The sequence below is a fragment of the Streptomyces antnestii genome (assembly GCF_004005495.1).
Lineage (GTDB): Bacteria > Actinomycetota > Actinomycetes > Streptomycetales > Streptomycetaceae > Streptomyces > Streptomyces antnestii.
In genome coordinates this window covers 495,855-512,365 of record NZ_RZYA01000001.1, presented here as the reverse complement: position 1 = coordinate 512,365, position 16,511 = coordinate 495,855, and the positions used below count along the sequence as shown (strand labels likewise).

Genomic DNA, 16,511 nt, shown 5'->3' with positions numbered 1-16,511 from the left:
CTGCGCGAGCAGTGATCTCCGGCTGCCGCCGGGCGGGCATGGCCCTGTGGTCTCCGTGAGGAGCCCCCTGCTACTGCACCCCCGGCAGCAGCGTCCCCGGTTCGGCCGGGGCGACTACGGCCGCCTCGACCTTGGGGTTGCGCCGCTGGCGCTTGGACACCCACTGGGCGAACCACGAAAGCAGCATGCACATCCCGATGTAGATCGGAGAGATCACCATCACGACAGGGATGAAAGGCAAATCGTAGTCGAGGTTCGAGGCGATGAGCTTCCCGGCGTGGAGGAACTCCTCGTAGGTGATGAGATAGCCGAGCGACGTGTCCTTCAGGGCGACGACCAGCTGGCTGATGATGGCGGGCAGCATGGCCCGCACGGCCTGCGGCACGAGCACATGGGTCATGACCTGCGTCTTGCGCATGCCGAGCGCGAACGCGGCCTCTCCCTGGCCGCGTTCGACCGCGTTGACGCCGGAGCGGAAGACCTCGGCGAGCACGGAGCCGTTGTAGAGGGTGAGGCCCGCGACGAGGGCGGGCAGCGGCTGGACCTTCAGCGCCACGAAGATGAAGAAGATCATCACCAGGACGGGCATGGCGCGGAAGAACTCGACGACGAGCGTGGCCAGCCAGCGCACCGCGCGATGGTCGCTCAGGCGGCCCACGGCGAGGACGGTGCCGAGCACGAGCGAGAGCGCGGCGGCGATGGCGAACGCCTTGAGCGTGTTCCCGAGCCCGCGCAGAAGCAGCCGCTGGATGCCCTTGTACTCGAAGGGCATCCACTTCGTGTACGTGAACTGGCCGGTGTCGAAGAGGAGGTAGAGGATCCAGGCGAGGAGCCCGAGCACGATCAGAGTGGAGAGCACCCCGTACAGGCGGTGCCGGCGCTCGGTGCGGGGTCCGGGGACGTCGTAGAGGGCGGTGGCGTCGTGGGCGAGGGCTTTCATCGGGGTACTCCCCAGCGCTTTTCGAGCACGTTGAAGATCGCGCTGATGGTGAGGGTGATGATCAGGTAGCCGACGGCGATCCAGAAGAACGTCCAGATGATGTTGTAGCCGAGCTCGCTGAGGGTCTTGTAGGTGCCGAGGAGTTCGGTGACGCTGAACGCGCCGGCGATGGCCGAGTTCTTGGCGAGGGCGATGATGGTCGAGCCGACGGGCGGGATGACGGAGCGGAAGGCCTGCGGGAGCACGACCATGGACAGCGTCTGGCCGAACGTCATGCCGAGGCTGCGGGCCGCCTCGCCCTGGCCCCTGGGCACGGTGTTGATGCCGGAGCGCAGGGCCTCGCAGATGAACGCCGAGGTGTAGCAGCCGAGCGCGAGGATGGCGAACACCTTGAAGGGCAGGACGAGTCCGAAGCGCGGCAGGCCGAGCAGGACCGCGAAGAACAGCAGGGTGAGCGGGGTGTTGCGCAGGACCGTGACCCATACGGTGCCGAACACCCGGAAGGAGCCGACGGGCGCGACCCGGAACGACGCCATCACGAAGCCGAGCACGAGCGCGAGGACCGAGGAGTAGACGGTGAGTTCGACGGTCCCTAGGAATCCCTTGGCGAAGGTGGAGAAGTTGCTGGTCAGTACGTCCACGGGGCCTCCTCAGCTCGCCGGGTAGCGGTCGATGGCGGGGGGCTTCGGCGCGGGCACCCCGGAGAGGCCGAGCGTCGCGTCGTACGCCTTCTTCCAGTCGCCGTTCTTCTCGCGGGCCTGGAGCGCGGTGTCGATCGCGAACCGCAGCGCGTTGTCGCTCCTCGGGACGCCGATGCCGTAGGGCTCCTTGGAGAACGGCTTGCCGACCAGCTTGAGTTCGCTCGGCACCTTGGCCGCGTAGCCGAGGAGGATGGCGTCGTCGGTGGTAACGGCGTCGACCTGGTAGGTGAGCAGGTTGTCGACGCAGACCGAGTACGTGTCGTAGGCGACGAGGACGGCCTTCGGGTAGTCCTGCTTGATGCGCTGGTACGGGGTCGAGCCGGCGGCCGAGCAGACGCGTTTGCCGTTCAGGTCCTGCGGTCCGTGGATGTCGTGCTCGTCGGTGCGGACGAGGAGCGACTGGCCGGCCATGTAGTAGGGGCCGCCGAAGCCGACGAGCTTCTTGCGTTTGTCGTTGATGGTGTAGGTGCCGACGTAGTAGTCGATCTGCCCGTTCTGCAGGGCGGTCTCCCGGTTGGCCGAGGCGATGGTCTTGAAGGAGACCGACGAGGGAGGGAAGCCGAGGGACGCCGAGATCATCTTGGCGATCTCGATGTCGAAGCCGGAGTAGACGCCGGTGGCCGGATCCTTCTCGCCGAGGTAGGGCTGGTCCTCCTTGGCCCCCACGACGAAGTGGCCCCGCTTCTTCGCCTTCTTCCACGTCTTGGAGTCGGTCAGCTGGAACCCCTGCGCCACCTGATACGTAGGCAGTTGGGCCGATGCCGGGCCCTTGACCGGCGGGCTGCCCTCCTTGCCGCAGGCCGCGGCGGCCAGGGCGGTGAGGGCGAGGGCGGTCAGGGCGCGGAACACACGTGTGGTGCGCGGCATGGATCGGTCCACCCCCGTCAGTGCTTGAGGATCTTGGAGAGGAAGTCCTTGGCCCGCTCGCTGTGCGGGTTGGTGAAGAAGTCCTCCGGGGTGCGGTCCTCGACGATGCGGCCGTCGGCCATGAAGACGACGCGGTTGGCGGCGGAGCGGGCGAAGCCCATCTCGTGGGTGACGACGACCATGGTCATGCCCTCGCGGGCGAGCTGCCGCATCACCTCCAGGACCTCGTTGATCATCTCCGGGTCGAGGGCCGAGGTCGGCTCGTCGAACAGGAGGGCCTTGGGGTCCATGGCGAGGGCGCGGGCGATGGCCACGCGCTGCTGCTGGCCGCCGGAGAGCTGGGCGGGAAACTTGGCGGCCTGCGAGGCGAGGCCGACCCGGTCGAGGAGTTCGTGCGAGCGCTTGTCCGCGTCGTCCCGCTTGCGTCCCCTGACCTTGATCTGGGCGAGGGAGACGTTCTGGAGGACCGTCTTGTGCGCGAAGAGGTTGAAGGACTGGAAGACCATCCCGACCTCGGCCCTCAGCTGCGCGAGGGCCCTGCCCTCCGCCGGCAGGGGCTGTCCGTCGAGCCGGATGTTCCCCGACTGGATCGTCTCGAGCCTGTTGATCGTCCGGCAGAGCGTCGACTTGCCCGACCCCGAGGGGCCGATGACCACCACCACCTCCCCCTTGCCGACGGTGAGATTGATGTCCTGGAGGACATGCAGCTCCCCGTAGTACTTGTTCACGTCGCGCAGCTCGATCAACGGATCGACGGCCATGGCAGGTGTGCCCCATCTCAGGTGTGTCAGTCCGCGCAAACTACCCATGGAGATTTGGGACTTGACCGACGACACGCACGTATGGGTATTAACCGTATTTGCGGTTCTACGTCTCTGATGCCTCGGCGTAGAACTGCGACAGTTCGGGCACCCCGCTCGTCGCCCACTCGTGGCCCGCGGCGACGACATCGACCTCGCGGCCCGAGCCGAGCCGCACCACGGGCTGCCCGTTCGGCCAGATCACCCAGCTCGCGCCGGGCACCTGCCGGACCAGCACCGTCCCCAGGTACAGGCCCGCGTCGTTGCCGAGCCACGGCAGGCTCTCCGCGTCCTCGCGCCAGCGGGGCACGAGCTGGTCGAGCGCCTCCAACGACGCGACGGAGTCGTCCAGTTCGACACCGGCCCGCTGCGCCTGTGAACGCAGCAGCTCGCACTCGGAGAGCAGTTCGGCGACGCCCTCGGCCCCGCCGTCACCCTCCGCGAAGACGGCCACGCCGAACGCGGAGCCGTGCCTCTTGCGCCAGTTGCCCAAGAAAGGGATGTTCATACCACTCACCCTGACATCCCCGCAGGCCGTCGCACCACTGGGCGCGCGGGCCCTCGCCGCGGAGAGTTCGAGCCACCTTCGCACGCGGCTCATTGACGCGCTCCCGCCTCCTCCCTAACTTCATGGCGCACCTGTCACGTCTCACCCACAAGCGGAGGGAGTCGGTCGTGCGCCGACGCGTCTGGGGAACGGCAGCTGTACTCATACTCCTTACGGGCTTCACCTCCACGGCCGTCGCCCAGGCCGCCCCGCACAGACCCGAGCCGCTCCCCCTGGAGCGGCTTTTCGACAACAGGGCGGTGAGCGCCGACGACCGGGCCGGGGAAGCCGACTTCGACGGTTCGGTCAGCTCGCTGTCCGCCGGGGACCTGACGGCCGCGGGCTGGACTCCCGGGCGCGTCCTGGGTGTTGAGGGCGCGCGCCTCACCTGGCCGCGCACGGCGGCGAGCGGGCCCGACAACGTGCGCGCCGACGGCCAGAGCGTGCGGGTGCACGGCCGGGGCGACGCGCTGGCCTTCCTGGTGGCCGGGACGGGCGGCGACGCGACGGGGTCCGGGACCGTGCGCTACCGGGACGGCTCGCGCTCCTCGTACCGCCTCACCGCGCCCGACTGGCGCACGGGCCCGCTCGCCACGAAGTCCGTGGCCCTGCCCCACCGCAACACCCCCGGCGGCCAACTCGCCGAGAAGACACGGCTGTACGTCGTGACGGTGCCCGTCACCCGCGGCCGCGAGATCGCCTCCGTGGACCTCCCTCGCGACCCCGGTGCCGCCGATCTGCACGTGTTCGCCCTGTCGGTGCGCTCGCCCGCGCCCGGCTGGACCGGCACCTGGTCGGCGTCCACCGCCGGGTACGCGGCCGTCGGACCCTGGGCCGACCGTACGGTGCGGCTCGTCGTGCACACCAGCGTGGGCGGCCCGCGCGTGCGGATCCGTCTCGACAACACGTTCGCGTCGGCGCCGGTGCGGGTCGGGAGCGCGACGGTGGCCGTGCAGGACACGGGCGCCGGGGCGAAGGGCGAGCCCGTGCCGCTGACGTTCCGGGGCGCGGCGGGCACCGGGATCCCCGCGGGGGCACAGGCGTTCAGCGACCCGGTGAGCTTCGACGTGCCGACCGGGGCGAACCTCCTGGTGAGCTTCCACCTTCCGGAGGCGGTGGCGAGCGCGCCGGTGCACAGCCAGGCGATCCAGCGCTCGTACGTGAGCCTGCCGGGCGACCACGCGGCGGAGGCCTCCCCGGCGTCGTACACGTCGACGATCACATACTGGCCGCTGCTCACCGGGGTCGACGTGGGCGGCGGGCCCGGTTCGGTCGTGCTGCTCGGCGACTCCATCACGGACGGCGTGAAGTCGACGCCTGACGCGAACCACCGCTGGGGCGACGTGCTCGCCACCCGCCTGCGCGAGCAGGACGCGGTCCCGCGCTACGGGGTGCTGAACCAGGGCATCTCGGCGAACCGTGTGACCGGCGACCGGTATCCGGGGGACGGTGTCTCCTCGGACACGGGCGGTGTGAGCGCGCTGCACCGGCTCGACCGTGACGTGCTGTCCCAGACGTCGGCGCGGACGGTCGTCGTCTTCCAGGGGGTCAACGACGTGCGGGCCGGCTTCTCCGGGGCCCAGGTCGTCGCCGGGCTGCGGGAGATCGCGCGGCGGGCGCACGCGCGGGGCCTGCGAGTGGTCGGGGCGACGGTCGCGCCGTGCGAGGGCGAACTCCTGTGCACGGCCGCCGCGAACCGGGAGCGCGAGGTGGTCAACGCGTACATCCGCGACAGCGGCGGCGACTTCGACGCGGTGACCGACTTCGACGCGGTCGTACGGGACCCGGGCCATCCGGCGCGGATCCTGCCCGCGTACGACAGCGGCGATCATCTGCACCCGGGCGACGCGGGGCTCGAGGCGATGGCCCGTGCGGTCGATCTGAGCGCCCTGGCGCCGTAGAGGCTGTCCTCTCCCCGGCCCTCCCCTTCCCAAGATCCTTGGGCTCCGCCCCCGACCCCGGTCCTCAGGCGCCGGACGGGCTGAATTCTCCCGTCCGGCGCCGAAGGCCGCCTACACGTCCAGGTCCACGACCACCGGCGCGTGGTCCGACGCTCCCTTGCCCTTGCGCTCCTCGCGGTCCACGTAGCTGTCCTTCACGGCTCCCGCGAACGCCGCGTTCCCGTAGACGAGGTCGATGCGCATGCCGCGGTTCTTGGGGAAGCCGAGCTGGCGGTAGTCCCAGTACGTGAAGGGGTGGTCGTACTTGAGGGGGCGCGGCACCACGTCGGTCAGGCCCGTCTCGCGGAGCGCGGCGAGCGCGGCCCGCTCGGCGGGGGTGACATGCGTGGCGCCCTCGAAGAGGGAGATGTCCCAGACGTCGTCGTCCGTCGGCGCCACGTTGTAGTCGCCGAGCACGGCGAAGGGGCGGGAGCCCGCCGCGTCGCCCGCGACCGCGGCCTTCAGCGCCTCGAACCACTGGAGCTTGTAGGCGTAGTGGGGGTGGTCCACCTCGCGTCCGTTCGGCACGTACACCGACCAGACGCGGGCGGGGCCGCAGGTGGCGGAGATCGCGCGGGGCTCGGGCCCGCCTTCGTAACCGGGGTCGCCGGGCAGGCCCGTCACGACGTCCTCGATGCCGACGCGGGAGATCAGGGCCACGCCGTTCCACCGCCCCGTCGCGTTCACCACCGACTCGTAGCCCAGCTCGCGCAGCTCGTCCGTGGGGAACTGCTCGGCCGTGCACTTGGTCTCCTGGACGCACAGGACGTCCGTCCCGGTGCTCTCCAGCCAGGCGAGGAGCCTCGGCAGCCGGGCGGTGATCGAGTTCACGTTCCACGTAGCAATCCGCATGCCCACAACCTACCGGGCGGGTACGACAACGCCCGCCGAGCCCGCGAGGGCACACGGATAGACAGGTAACCTTGCAAGTTTCCCTGTTGGACAGTTAGCCTGTCGAAGTATTTTCGCCGGATCCGCGAGGAGCACCCCCCATGCCCGCCACCGCCCTCGACGAGCGCACCGCCCTCGTCCTCATCGACCTCCAGAACGGCATCCTCGGACTGCCCACGGTCCATCCCACGAGCGATGTCCTGAAGAACGCGGCCACGCTCGCGGACGCCTTCCGCGCCAAGGGCCTCCCCGTCGTACGCGTGCGGGTCGCCTGGTCCCCCGACGGCGGCGACCTGCCCGTGAGCCGGTCGGCCGCCCCCGGGCTCACCCAGGCGCCGCCCGCCGCGTTCTCCGAGTTCCCCGACGAGCTCGGCCCTCTCGGCGACGACATCGTGATCACCAAGCGGCACTGGGGCGCGTTCACGGGTACGGAGCTGGACCTCCAGCTGCGCCGCCGCGGCGTGACGCAGATCGTGCTCGCGGGGATCTCGTCCTCGATCGGCGTCGAGTCGACGGCCCGGTCCGCCTTCGAGCTCAGCTACCACCTCACGGTGGTCGAGGACGCGACGACCGACACGGACGCCGCCTCCCACGAGCACAGCTTCGGCAAGATCTTCCCGCGCATTGCGGAACTCGCCACGACCGACGAGGTCGTCGAACTCCTCGGCCGGTAGCGGGAGTTCGGACTCCTCGGCCGACGGCGGGAGTTCGCACTCCTCGGCCGACGGCGGGAGTTCGCACTCCTCGGCCGACGGCGGGAGTTCAGAGCGAGGCGCACTCCCCCGGTGTGAGCCGCAGATGGTCCGTCCCGCCGAGCTCGCCGATCTGCCGGTCGTAGATCGGCCGCGCCAGGTCGGTCAGGAGCGCGTCGTGGATGTCGTACGCGCGCTGCGGCCTGACCTCGCGGACGTAGTCGATCACCTCGGCGATCTTGTTCCAGGGGGCCATCACGGGCAGCATCAGCGTCTCGACGGGCCGGCCGGGGTCGGTGAGCGCGTCGCCGGGGTGGAAGACGCGTCCGCCGTCGAGGAGATAGCCGACGTTGGTGATGCGCGGGATGTCCGGGTGGATGACGGCGTGCAACTCGCCGTGGACCTGGACGTCGAAACCGGCGGCTTCGAACGTGTCGCCGTGCCCGACCGTGTGCACCCGGCCCGGGAACGCCGCCGAGATCTTGTCGGCCACCGACTTCAGGGTCCAGATCTCGGTGGCCGGGTCGGCGTCGAGGGCCGCCCGCAGCCGGCCCTCGTCGAAGTGGTCGGGGTGCTCGTGCGTGACGAGGATCGCCTCGGCGCCGACCGCCGCGTTCTCCTCGCTGAAGCCGCCCGGGTCGATGACGAGCGTCCGCCCGTCCTTCTCCAGGCGGACACAGGCGTGGATCTTCTTCGTGAGCTTCATGGGCACCATCCTGCTCCCCCGGCCCGCGCCCGGCCCGCCCCGGCGCACACCTACTCCTGCGGCGTCGTCTCCTCGCGGATCACGGCCTGGGCCACCTTGAACGCCGAGTTCGCCGCGGGCACACCGCAGTACACGGCGGCCTGGAGGAGCACTTCCTTGATCTCGTCGGCCGTGAGGCCGTTGCGCAGGGCGGCGCGGGTGTGGAAGGCCAGCTCGTCGAGGTGGCCGCCCGCCACGAGCGCGGTGAGCGTGACACAGCTGCGCATGCGGCGGTCCAGGCCGGGACGGCTCCAGACCTCGCCCCACGCGTAGCGGGTGATGAACTCCTGGAAGTCGCCGGAGAAGGCGTCCGCGGAGGCCAGCGCCCGGTCGACGTGGGCGTCGCCGAGCACCTCGCGGCGCACCTTGAGACCCAGGTCGTGGCGGTCGGGCCGGACCGCCGCCTCGGGCTGGGACTCGGTGGGGCCGATCTCCGCCACGGGGGCGACCGGCGGGGGCGGCGGCGCCAGGACGGGCTTGACCGGGGCGGCCGGGATCGCGTGCTGCCCGGTCTCGTACGCGGGCTGCCAGGCGGTGGAGAAGTGCCGGACGAGGAGGTCGGTGACGGCGGCCGGCTGCTCGACCGGGGCGAGGTGCGAGGCGGCGGGCACGACGGCGAGGCGGGCGTCGGGTATGCCGGCGACGAGCGTGCGCGCCTGGGCGGGGCCCGTCACCTGGTCGTCGGAGCCGACGAGGACGAGCGTGGGGACGCCGATGGCGCTGAGCTCCGCGCGCACGTCGAAGGACGCGAGCGCTTCACAGGCCGCGATGTAGCAGCCGGGGTCGGTGGTGCGCACCATCTGCACGGCCCAGTCCGTGATGGCGGGCTGGGCGGCCGCGAAGCCACTGGTGAACCAGTGCTCGGGGGAGGTGCGGGCGATGGGGTCGAGGCCGTTGCTGCGGACGATGACGCCGCGCTGGCGGAACTCGTCGGCGGTGCCGAACCGGGGCGAGGCCGCGATCAGCGCGAGCGAGGCCACGCGCTGGGGGTGGCGCAGGGCCAGCTCCGCGCCGATGGCGCCGCCCAGGGAGCAGCCCGCGTAGCCGAAGCGCTGCACGCCGAGTTCGTCGAGCGTGGCCAGGAGCCGCGCGGCGAGCTCGGCGACGGAACCGGCCGGGTGGGCGGGGGCGCCGCCGTGCCCGGGCAGGTCGAAACGGAACACCCGCCACTGCTTGGCGAGCTCGGGAACCTGCCGGTCCCACATGTGCCAGGTGGTGCCCATCGAGGGTCCCAGGATGAGCACCGGGGCGTCGTCCGGGCCGTCGAATCGGTACTGGAGGGCAGGTGTCTTCGTCTCACTCACTTGCTCCACGCTAATCCACCCGCCGTGTGAGGGTTCGGGGCGGGGGCGGTGAGTGTGGGCGGTGTGTCCCTGTTGGGGTGGTCTGGTGCGGGGCTCAGGGGGACGGTGTGAAGGCGGGTCGCCGGGCGGGGGTCTCGCGCCACGCCGGGAGGCCGGCGAGCAGGGCCACGCGCTGTCGTATCAGCGCTATCTGTGGCCCCCCCCCCGGCGAATTCCGTGGCCTGCGCGGTGCCCTGGCCGGGGTGTTTGCGGTAGCGGAGGGTGTCGGCGTCGACGAGGACGCCGGGGGCGGCGGCCGAGGCGGCCATGAGGAGACCGGTGTCCTCCATGCCGCGCAGCGCGGACCAGCCGCCGAGGGCCAGGAGCAGGGAGCGGCGCCAGAGCACGCCGGCGGGGTGGACGGGGAGGCGGTAGCGGCCGGGCTCGGTCAGCCAGCGGTCGGCGAGGCTGCCGCGGGGCAGCGGTCCGGGGTCGAGCGGCAGGGCGTGCTCGCGCAGCTCGCCGGTCGGCAGCAGGTCGCGGGCGCGGCCCACGGCGAATCCCGCCTGCGGGCGGGCGGCGAGCGCGGCGGTGAGGGCGGTGAGGGCGCCGGGTTCGAGGACGTCGTCGGCATCGACGTTCTGGACGAGGGGGGCGCGGGAGCGGCCGAGAGCGACGTTGCGGGTGACGGCGGGGCCTTCGGCGGTCCCGTTCGCGGCGACGGACACGCGCGGGTCGCGGGCGGCCCCGCACGCGTCGAGGGCCGCGGTCACGGGCGCGTGCGGGCCGTCGATCTGGACGAGCCACTCCCAGCCGTCGTGGTCCTGGCCGCGCAGCGACTCCCAGGCGTCGGGAAGGAACGGCGCGTGCGGCGCATGCACCGCCGTCACGACGCTCACTTCCGCCCGCCCGTTCGCTCGCATGTCCGGATGATAGGGCCCTGTGACGTGCGTGATCGTGATAGGCAAAGGGGTGGGGGCGCTGCCGGGGCGCCAACGGCCGGACGTACGGGGGAACTTGCTTCATGGATGCCGCTTCGGTCTCGGCGACCCTCGACACGGCCTCGGCGGCCGACTCCCGCGCGCTCGACCGGATCTGCGAGGAGGCGGCCGAGGCCCTCGTACGGGAGGGCGTCGTGCCGCCGTTCGACGTGACGTCGGCGGACTTCGCGGGCGACGCCCGGCTGATCTGTGCCGACCGCTACTGGCGGCTGAGGTTCCTGGCACGGCCCGACGTGCGCACCGCCGCCCTGTGCGCGCGGTGGATCGGCTCGCATGTGGCCCGCGACGTGCGCGAGGCGGTCGTCGAGCGGTGGGCGCTGGGGTACGCGTTCGTGACCCGGGACACCGTCGAGTCCGTCGGTGAACTCTCCGAGGCGACCGAGGACATCGTCGGCCGTGACACCGCGTCCGGTGACCTCGCCCACTTCGCGGTGCTCTACCACGCGGGCAAGCTCCGCTCGAACTTCTGCTTCGACGAGCTGCGGCAGTTCCTGGAGTCGTCGCTGCTCGCCCTGGCCTGCGGCAGCCACCGCGAGGAACCGCTCTTCGTGGCGCTGCGCTCGTTCGCCGCGTTCGGCAGCCGCGAGGTGACCGCCGAGCATGCGACGGCCCTGCTCGACACCGCGTGGACGTCCCCGCGGCGCACCCGGTACGTCGTCGACATCTGTCTCAACGGGCTCCAGTTCGCCGCGCCCTTCGAGGGCCGCGGGGAGCTGCTGCGCGACCGCGCCACGGAGGCCGTCCGCGATCATCCGGGGGACCACATGTTCCTCTTCCGCCTCGCGAGCGGCCGGTACATGTGCGGGGAGTACGACGCCGCGCTCGGCAGCGTCGACGAGGCGCTGCGGCGGCTGCCCGCGACGGGCAGCCGCGTCAGCCACAAGCTGCTCCAGGAGCAGTACCTGGCGATGCGCAACGCGATCCAGGACGGTCTGCTGCGCGCGCACCGCGACGCCGAACAGCAGCGGCGCTGGGCGGACCAGGAGTCGGCGAACCGCTCCATCGAGGAGACGATGCGCTCCTCGACCGTGCGGGCCGTGGAGCTCGTCGCCGTCTTCACGGCGGCCATCGCCTTCTCGGTCGGCTCCCTCCAGGTCACTTTGACCGGGACGATGCCGCTGCGGGACCGGCTGTGGCTGGTGGCCGCGCAGGGGGCGGGGCTCGCCGTGTTCGCGCTGCTCGTGGTGGGCGGCACGTGGTGGCTCACCCGGCCCCGGCGGCGCCGGTGAGCGCGGGCGCTACGGCGTCGTCGTCGACACCACGTACACGAAGGGGCGGGCCGGGTCGGAGCGGTTGACCACGATGTCCAGGGTCGGCTCGGGGTCCTTCTGCTCGTAGGTGAGGCCCGAGTACGGGCCGGGGCCGTTGAAGACCCAGCCGACGACCTTCTGGTTGCGGTGACTGATCGTGATGTCGTCCTTCACCAGCTTGGACGAGCTGGTCCCGATGTCCTTCAGGAACGTGTCCAGGCCCGCGTTCGACACGCTGAAGCGGACGTAGAGGCGGCTCGTCCTGAGGTTGTTCGTCTCGTAGTAGGCGACGCCCTTGGCCGAGGAGAGCGGGATCGGCACCTGGTACAGGCGGCGCTGGACCCTGGACGGCCAGCCGATGGTGAGGCCGGTCGCGGAGTACTTGGCCTCCTTGTCCTTGCCGCTGTTGCGGCTCTGGTTCGCGGAGATCACCAGATAGCCGGCGGGTACGCCGATGAGCAGCACGATCGTGAGCAGGGTCAGCGCGCGGCGGCGTATCACGCAGCGGCGGCTCTCAGGGGGGCGCTGCCCGTCGGGGGACGAGGGCTGGCGTGGCACGGTCATCTACTGGGGTCCCTGAGTCTCGCCGGCGGCGCTCGCCGGGCTGTGCGGGCCGGGGCCGAAGCCCTGGCCCTGGTGATAACGCTCGTAGCGCTCGTAGCGTTCCACGCGACGGCGCTTGGCGCGGCGGAAGCGTCGCGCGACGAGCCGGGCGAGGTCCGCGGCGCCGACCATACCCGCCTCGGGGCCGAGCTGGGCACGGGCGATGCGGGCCTCGGGGCGGTAGCCGCGGCCGGTGAGGTGGCGCCTGAAGGCGTCGCGGGCCGGGCCGATCAGAAGGTCGTCGGCCGCGGACACGCCGCCGCCGATGACGAAGCAGGACGGGTCGAGGGCGGCCGCGAGGTTCGCGATGCCGACGCCGAGCCACTGGCCGATGTCCTGGAGCAGCTCGATGCACATGGCGTCGCCCTCGCGGGCCAGCTCGGTGATGAGCGGTCCCGTGATGTCGGACACGTTGCCCTTGACGCGCTCGATGAGCCCGTACGCGACCGGGGAGTCCGCGGCGGCGAGCTCGCGGGCCTCGCGCACGAGGGCGTTGCCGGAGCTGTACTGCTCCCAGCAGCCGCGGTTGCCGCACGGGCAGCGGTGGCCGCCGGGCACGACCTGCATATGGCCGAACTCACCGGCGACGCCGAACTTGCCGCGCTTGACCTGGCCGTCCTCCAGGATCGCGCCGCCGATGCCGGTGCCAAGGGTGATCATGACGAGGTGGTCCTCGCCCCGGCCCGCGCCGAAACGCCACTCGGCCCAGGCGGCCGTGTTCGCGTCGTTGTCGACGAGTACGGGGACGGAGAGGCGGCCCGCGAGCCGGTCGCGCAGCGGCTCGTTGCGCCAGGACAGGTGCGGGGCGAACAGGACGCGGTTGCGGTCCGCGTCCACCCAGCCCGCCGCGCCGATGCCCACGGCGTGCACGTCGTGCCGGTCGGAGAGGTCGAGCACCAGCTCCGTGATGGTGTCCTCGACGACCTTGGGGCTCTTGGACTTGTCCGGCGTCTCGGTGCGCAGGGTCTCCAGGATGTTGCCGTCGGCGTCGACGACACCCGCCATCACCTTCGTACCGCCGATGTCGATGCCGACGGTCGGGACGCGGGGCGCCGTCAGGTGGGAACGGCGCTCACGCGTGCCGACGGTCCGCAGGACGGTGGCTCGTGCGGAGCCGCGGTGCGCTAGGTCGCGGTAGGTGCTCATCGCGCCGATTGTGCCAGTTCGCTCGCCGCTCGGGCGTCTCGGTGCGGTTCTGGGTGGGCCGCGTGCCGTGGCGCTTCCGCGGGTTCGGTTTCGGGTGCGGGTCGTGTGTGGCTTGTCGCGCCCCGCGGCGGAGCCGCAAATGTCACAGCCTCGCGCCCCTTACGGGGGCGCGCTGCTCGAGGAGCGCCTTATGACGGGGGGTTCTCCAGTTCGTGGCGGAGGTCGTCGAGTTCGCTGCCGCCTGCCATTTGGCGGGTCAGTTCGTCCAGGGTGATCTCGTCGCGGGCGTAGCTGCCGAACATCGTGCCCCGCTTGAGGAGGACGAAGCGGTTGCCGACGAGGTACGCGTGGTGCGGGTTGTGCGTGATGAGGACCACGCCGAGACCCGCGTCACGCGCCGCGGCGACGTACTTGAGGACGACGCCGGACTGCTTGACGCCGAGCGCGGCGGTCGGCTCGTCGAGGACGAGGACCTTGGCGCCGAAGTGGACGGCTCGGGCGATCGCCACGCACTGGCGTTCGCCGCCGGAGAGGGTGCCGATGGGCTGGTCGACGTCGCGCAGGTCGATGCCCATCCGCAGCAGCTCCGCGTGGGTCGTCCTGCGCATCAGGTCGACGTCCATGCGCTTGAACGGGCCCGAGCCCCTGGTCGGCTCGGAGCCGAGGAAGAAGTTGCGCCAGACCGGCATCAGCGGGACGACGGCGAGGTCCTGGTAGACCGTGGCGATACCGCGGTCGAGGGCGTCGCGCGGGTTGGCGAGCTTCGTCTCGTCGCCCTCGATCCGCAGGGAGCCCGAGTCGTGCCGGTGCAGACCCGCGATGATCTTGATGAGGGTCGACTTGCCCGCGCCGTTGTCGCCGAGGACGCAGGAGATCTCGCCCGCGTGCACGACGAGGGAGACGTCTTCGAGGGCCCGGATGTTGCCGTAGTACTTACTGACGCCGTCGAGCTCCACGAGGGCCGTGCGCTCGGCGGTCTCGGTGCCGGTCTCCGTCATTTCGTCGCCTCCGCGCGCTTGCGGACCCATGCGTTGAGGAGGGTCGCGAGGAGCAGCATCGCCCCGAGGAAGAACTTGAACCAGTCCGGGTTCCACTCGGCGAACACGATGCCCTTGCTGGTCATGCCGAAGATCAGGGCGCCGATGGCCGCGCCGGCCGCGGAGCCGTAGCCGCCGGTGATCAGGCAGCCTCCGATCACGGCCGCGATGATGTAGATCAGTTCGTTGCCGACGCCCTCGCCGGACTGCACGACGTCGAACGAGAACAGCAGGTGCTGGCCGGAGATCCAGGCGCCGAAGGCGACGCCCATGTAGAGGCCGATCTTGGTCTTGTTCACCGGGACGCCGACCGCGCGGGCCGCGTCCTCGCCGCCGCCGACCGCGTAGATCCAGTTGCCGACGCGGGTGCGCAGCAGGATCCAGGTGGCGACGGCGACCAGGGCGAGCCACCACAGGATGGTGATCTTGAAGTCGACGCCGCCGATGGTGAGGGTCGAGGCGAAGACGTCCTTCGCGGAGGAGAAGCCCTCCATGTCGGAGATCGACTTGGTGGAGACGGTGCCGCTGATCAGCTTGGTGAAGCCGAGGTTCATGCCGGTCAGCATCAGGAAGGTGCCGAGCGTGATGATGAAGCTCGGCGGGTCCGTACGGGTGAGCATCACGCCGTTGAACACGCCGATGGCGAGCGTCACCAGGAGGGAGACGCCTACGCCCACCCAGACGTTGGCCGTCATCTGGTAGCTGAACATCGACGAGACCAGCGCGGACGTCGTGACCATGACGCCGGCGGAGAGGTCGAACTCGCCGCCGATCATCAGCAGCGCCACGGGTACGGCCATGATGCCGATCGTCGACGACGCGTACAGGACGGTGGCGAGGCTGGACGCCCGCAGGAAGCTGTCCGCGAAGACCGCGAAGAAGAGGAAGACGGCGACGGCGCCGACGACGGAGCCCAGTTCGGGGCGGCCCATGAGCTTGCGCAGCGGCGACGTCTTCAGGAGCCGCTCGTCCATCACCGGTGGCGTCTCGGGTGACGCGGCGATCATCGGGTCCCCCGCTTCGTGTACTCCTCGAGCTTCGCGGCCTGGTCCTTGGTGACGATCTGCGGGCCGGTCAGGACCGGCTTGCCGCCGCCGAGCACGTCCGCGTTGTAGCGGTAGAGCCACAGCAGGTCCACGGCCTCGTAGCCCTGGAGGTAGGGCTGCTGGTCGACGGCGAAGCCGAGCGAGCCGTCCTCCAGACCCTTCGCGACCTTCGCGTTGAGGTCGAAGGTGTCGATCTCGGCCTTGCTGCCCGCGTCCTGCCGGGCCTTGACGGCGGTGGCGGCGAAGGGCGCGCCGAGCGTGACGACGGAGTCGATGGACTTGTCGGCCTGGAGCTTGGCCTCGATGGAGGACTGGACGTCCGGCATGTTGGTGCCCTCGACGTACAGGTTCTGCATCTGGCCCTTGAACGTCGACCTGGCGCCGGCGCAGCGCTGCTCGTGGCCGACGTTGCCCTGCTCGTGCAGGACGCAGAGGGCCTTCTTGCGGCCGCGCTTGTTCAGTTCGTCGCCGACGGCCTGGCCCGCGATCGTCTCGTCCTGGCCGATGTGCGTGAGCGCGCCGAACTTCCTGGACTCCGCGGAGCCGGAGTTCACGGTGATCACGGGGATGCCGGCCTTCTCGGCGCGGGCGACGGCGGCCTTCATCGCGTCGGGCTTGGCGAGCGTGACGATGATGCCGTCGACCTTCTTGTCCACGGCCGCGTCGACGAGCTCGGCCTGCTGCTGGGCCTGGTCGCTGTGCGAGTACAGGAAGTTGATGTTGTCCTTGACGGCGGCCTGCTCGGCGCCGCTCTGGACGATGTCCCAGAAGGTGTCGCCGTCGCCCGAATGGGTCACCATCGCGATGGTCCAGCGCGGGGTGTTCACCGCGGCCCTGCCCTGGGCCGAGGCCGCCTTCCTGGCGTCCTCCGCCCGCTTGCCGCCGGTGCTGCTGCATCCCGCGAGGGTGAGGCCGACCGCCCCTGCGAGGGCGATGCTCACCCAGCTCCGAAACCGTGCCACGAGGCCGTGCCCTTCTTCTTCTGACGCTTGGTCCTGCGCGGCCGGCGGACCGGCCCCGGG

At 71.0% G+C, this 16,511-nt stretch carries 17 protein-coding genes; 3 read left to right on the top strand and 14 right to left on the bottom strand.

What is annotated here, in order from left to right:
* Positions 1 to 70: 70 nt before the first annotated feature.
* From EOT10_RS02165 to EOT10_RS02145, 5 genes are all read right to left on the bottom strand, one after another.
* Complete coding sequence (locus tag EOT10_RS02165) at positions 71 to 940, bottom strand: amino acid ABC transporter permease (RefSeq protein ID WP_127826288.1); 870 nt, start codon at positions 938 to 940, stop codon at positions 71 to 73.
* Entirely contained in the window at positions 937 to 1,581 is a 645-nt protein-coding gene (locus EOT10_RS02160; RefSeq protein WP_127826287.1) for an amino acid ABC transporter permease, read from the bottom strand. The genes EOT10_RS02165 and EOT10_RS02160 overlap by 4 nt, the downstream gene beginning before the upstream one ends.
* Positions 1,582 to 1,590: 9 nt before the next feature.
* Entirely contained in the window at positions 1,591 to 2,508 is a 918-nt protein-coding gene (locus EOT10_RS02155; RefSeq protein ID WP_127826286.1) for a glutamate ABC transporter substrate-binding protein, read from the bottom strand.
* Between the two features lie 17 nt (positions 2,509 to 2,525).
* Positions 2,526 to 3,269 (bottom strand): amino acid ABC transporter ATP-binding protein, encoded by a 744-nt coding sequence (locus EOT10_RS02150; RefSeq protein ID WP_127826285.1) that lies wholly within the window; start codon positions 3,267 to 3,269, stop codon positions 2,526 to 2,528.
* A 106-nt stretch (positions 3,270 to 3,375) separates the two neighbouring features.
* A complete protein-coding gene (locus EOT10_RS02145; RefSeq protein WP_127826284.1) occupies positions 3,376 to 3,816 on the bottom strand; it encodes a DUF6278 family protein in 441 nt (146 codons plus the stop codon).
* Between the two features lie 122 nt (positions 3,817 to 3,938).
* On the opposite strand from EOT10_RS02145, the gene EOT10_RS02140 reads away from it, so the two are divergent.
* Positions 3,939 to 5,756, top strand: coding sequence for an SGNH/GDSL hydrolase family protein (locus EOT10_RS02140; protein WP_127826283.1), 1,818 nt, complete (start codon positions 3,939 to 3,941; stop codon positions 5,754 to 5,756).
* 111 nt (positions 5,757 to 5,867) lie between these two features.
* On the opposite strand, the gene EOT10_RS02135 is transcribed toward EOT10_RS02140, so the two are convergent.
* On the bottom strand, positions 5,868 to 6,647 hold the full coding sequence (locus EOT10_RS02135) for an exodeoxyribonuclease III (protein WP_127826282.1): 780 nt from the start codon (positions 6,645 to 6,647) through the stop codon (positions 5,868 to 5,870).
* A 140-nt stretch (positions 6,648 to 6,787) separates the two neighbouring features.
* Here EOT10_RS02135 and EOT10_RS02130 point away from each other — a divergent pair, with 140 nt between their 5' ends.
* Entirely contained in the window at positions 6,788 to 7,360 is a 573-nt protein-coding gene (locus EOT10_RS02130) for an isochorismatase family protein (RefSeq protein ID WP_127826281.1), read from the top strand.
* 88 nt (positions 7,361 to 7,448) lie between these two features.
* Here the strand turns inward: EOT10_RS02130 and EOT10_RS02125 are convergent, their stop codons facing one another.
* The 3 genes from EOT10_RS02125 to EOT10_RS02115 are packed head-to-tail and all read right to left on the bottom strand — an operon-like array spanning position 7,449 to position 10,329.
* Positions 7,449 to 8,084 (bottom strand): MBL fold metallo-hydrolase, encoded by a 636-nt coding sequence (locus EOT10_RS02125; protein ID WP_127826280.1) that lies wholly within the window; start codon positions 8,082 to 8,084, stop codon positions 7,449 to 7,451.
* A 50-nt stretch (positions 8,085 to 8,134) separates the two neighbouring features.
* Entirely contained in the window at positions 8,135 to 9,427 is a 1,293-nt protein-coding gene (pcaDC, locus tag EOT10_RS02120) for a bifunctional 3-oxoadipate enol-lactonase/4-carboxymuconolactone decarboxylase PcaDC (protein ID WP_127826279.1), read from the bottom strand.
* Positions 9,424 to 10,329: a glycosyltransferase gene (locus tag EOT10_RS02115; protein ID WP_223280711.1), complete on the bottom strand. Its 906-nt coding sequence runs from the start codon at positions 10,327 to 10,329 to the stop codon at positions 9,424 to 9,426. Before EOT10_RS02115 ends, pcaDC begins: the two co-directional genes overlap by 4 nt.
* A gap of 101 nt (positions 10,330 to 10,430) precedes the next feature.
* Between EOT10_RS02115 and EOT10_RS02105 the strand changes: the two genes are divergently transcribed.
* Entirely contained in the window at positions 10,431 to 11,636 is a 1,206-nt protein-coding gene (locus EOT10_RS02105) for a hypothetical protein (RefSeq protein ID WP_189490987.1), read from the top strand.
* A gap of 9 nt (positions 11,637 to 11,645) precedes the next feature.
* On the opposite strand, the gene EOT10_RS02100 is transcribed toward EOT10_RS02105, so the two are convergent.
* The 5 genes from EOT10_RS02100 to EOT10_RS02080 all read right to left on the bottom strand — a co-directional run bounded on the left by EOT10_RS02100 (position 11,646) and on the right by EOT10_RS02080 (position 16,451).
* Entirely contained in the window at positions 11,646 to 12,221 is a 576-nt protein-coding gene (locus tag EOT10_RS02100) for a sugar kinase (protein ID WP_127826276.1), read from the bottom strand.
* A complete protein-coding gene (locus tag EOT10_RS02095; RefSeq protein WP_223280710.1) occupies positions 12,222 to 13,406 on the bottom strand; it encodes an ROK family glucokinase in 1,185 nt (394 codons plus the stop codon). It abuts the gene before it with no gap.
* Between the two features lie 188 nt (positions 13,407 to 13,594).
* On the bottom strand, positions 13,595 to 14,434 hold the full coding sequence (locus tag EOT10_RS02090; protein ID WP_127826275.1) for an ATP-binding cassette domain-containing protein: 840 nt from the start codon (positions 14,432 to 14,434) through the stop codon (positions 13,595 to 13,597).
* Entirely contained in the window at positions 14,401 to 15,450 is a 1,050-nt protein-coding gene (locus EOT10_RS02085; protein ID WP_189490984.1) for an ABC transporter permease, read from the bottom strand. Before EOT10_RS02085 ends, EOT10_RS02090 begins: the two co-directional genes overlap by 34 nt.
* Entirely contained in the window at positions 15,447 to 16,451 is a 1,005-nt protein-coding gene (locus EOT10_RS02080) for a sugar ABC transporter substrate-binding protein (protein WP_127826274.1), read from the bottom strand. Before EOT10_RS02080 ends, EOT10_RS02085 begins: the two co-directional genes overlap by 4 nt.
* Positions 16,452 to 16,511 lie beyond the last annotated feature (60 nt).

Excerpts from the sequence above, each read along its gene's own strand:
- EOT10_RS02165 (WP_127826288.1), bottom strand. The coding sequence starts at position 940 with ATGAAAGCCCTCGCCCACGACGCCACCGCCCTCTACGACGTCCCCGGA.
- EOT10_RS02155 (WP_127826286.1), bottom strand. The coding sequence starts at position 2,508 with ATGCCGCGCACCACACGTGTGTTCCGCGCCCTGACCGCCCTCGCCCTC.
- EOT10_RS02150 (WP_127826285.1), bottom strand. The coding sequence starts at position 3,269 with ATGGCCGTCGATCCGTTGATCGAGCTGCGCGACGTGAACAAGTACTAC.
- EOT10_RS02145 (WP_127826284.1), bottom strand. The coding sequence starts at position 3,816 with ATGAACATCCCTTTCTTGGGCAACTGGCGCAAGAGGCACGGCTCCGCG.
- EOT10_RS02140 (WP_127826283.1), top strand. The coding sequence starts at position 3,939 with ATGGCGCACCTGTCACGTCTCACCCACAAGCGGAGGGAGTCGGTCGTG.
- EOT10_RS02135 (WP_127826282.1), bottom strand. The coding sequence starts at position 6,647 with ATGCGGATTGCTACGTGGAACGTGAACTCGATCACCGCCCGGCTGCCG.
- EOT10_RS02130 (WP_127826281.1), top strand. The coding sequence starts at position 6,788 with ATGCCCGCCACCGCCCTCGACGAGCGCACCGCCCTCGTCCTCATCGAC.
- EOT10_RS02125 (WP_127826280.1), bottom strand. The coding sequence starts at position 8,084 with ATGAAGCTCACGAAGAAGATCCACGCCTGTGTCCGCCTGGAGAAGGAC.
- EOT10_RS02115 (WP_223280711.1), bottom strand. The coding sequence starts at position 10,329 with ATGCGAGCGAACGGGCGGGCGGAAGTGAGCGTCGTGACGGCGGTGCAT.
- EOT10_RS02105 (WP_189490987.1), top strand. The coding sequence starts at position 10,431 with ATGGATGCCGCTTCGGTCTCGGCGACCCTCGACACGGCCTCGGCGGCC.
- EOT10_RS02100 (WP_127826276.1), bottom strand. The coding sequence starts at position 12,221 with ATGACCGTGCCACGCCAGCCCTCGTCCCCCGACGGGCAGCGCCCCCCT.
- EOT10_RS02095 (WP_223280710.1), bottom strand. The coding sequence starts at position 13,406 with ATGAGCACCTACCGCGACCTAGCGCACCGCGGCTCCGCACGAGCCACC.
- EOT10_RS02090 (WP_127826275.1), bottom strand. The coding sequence starts at position 14,434 with ATGGGTCCGCAAGCGCGCGGAGGCGACGAAATGACGGAGACCGGCACC.
- EOT10_RS02085 (WP_189490984.1), bottom strand. The coding sequence starts at position 15,450 with ATGATCGCCGCGTCACCCGAGACGCCACCGGTGATGGACGAGCGGCTC.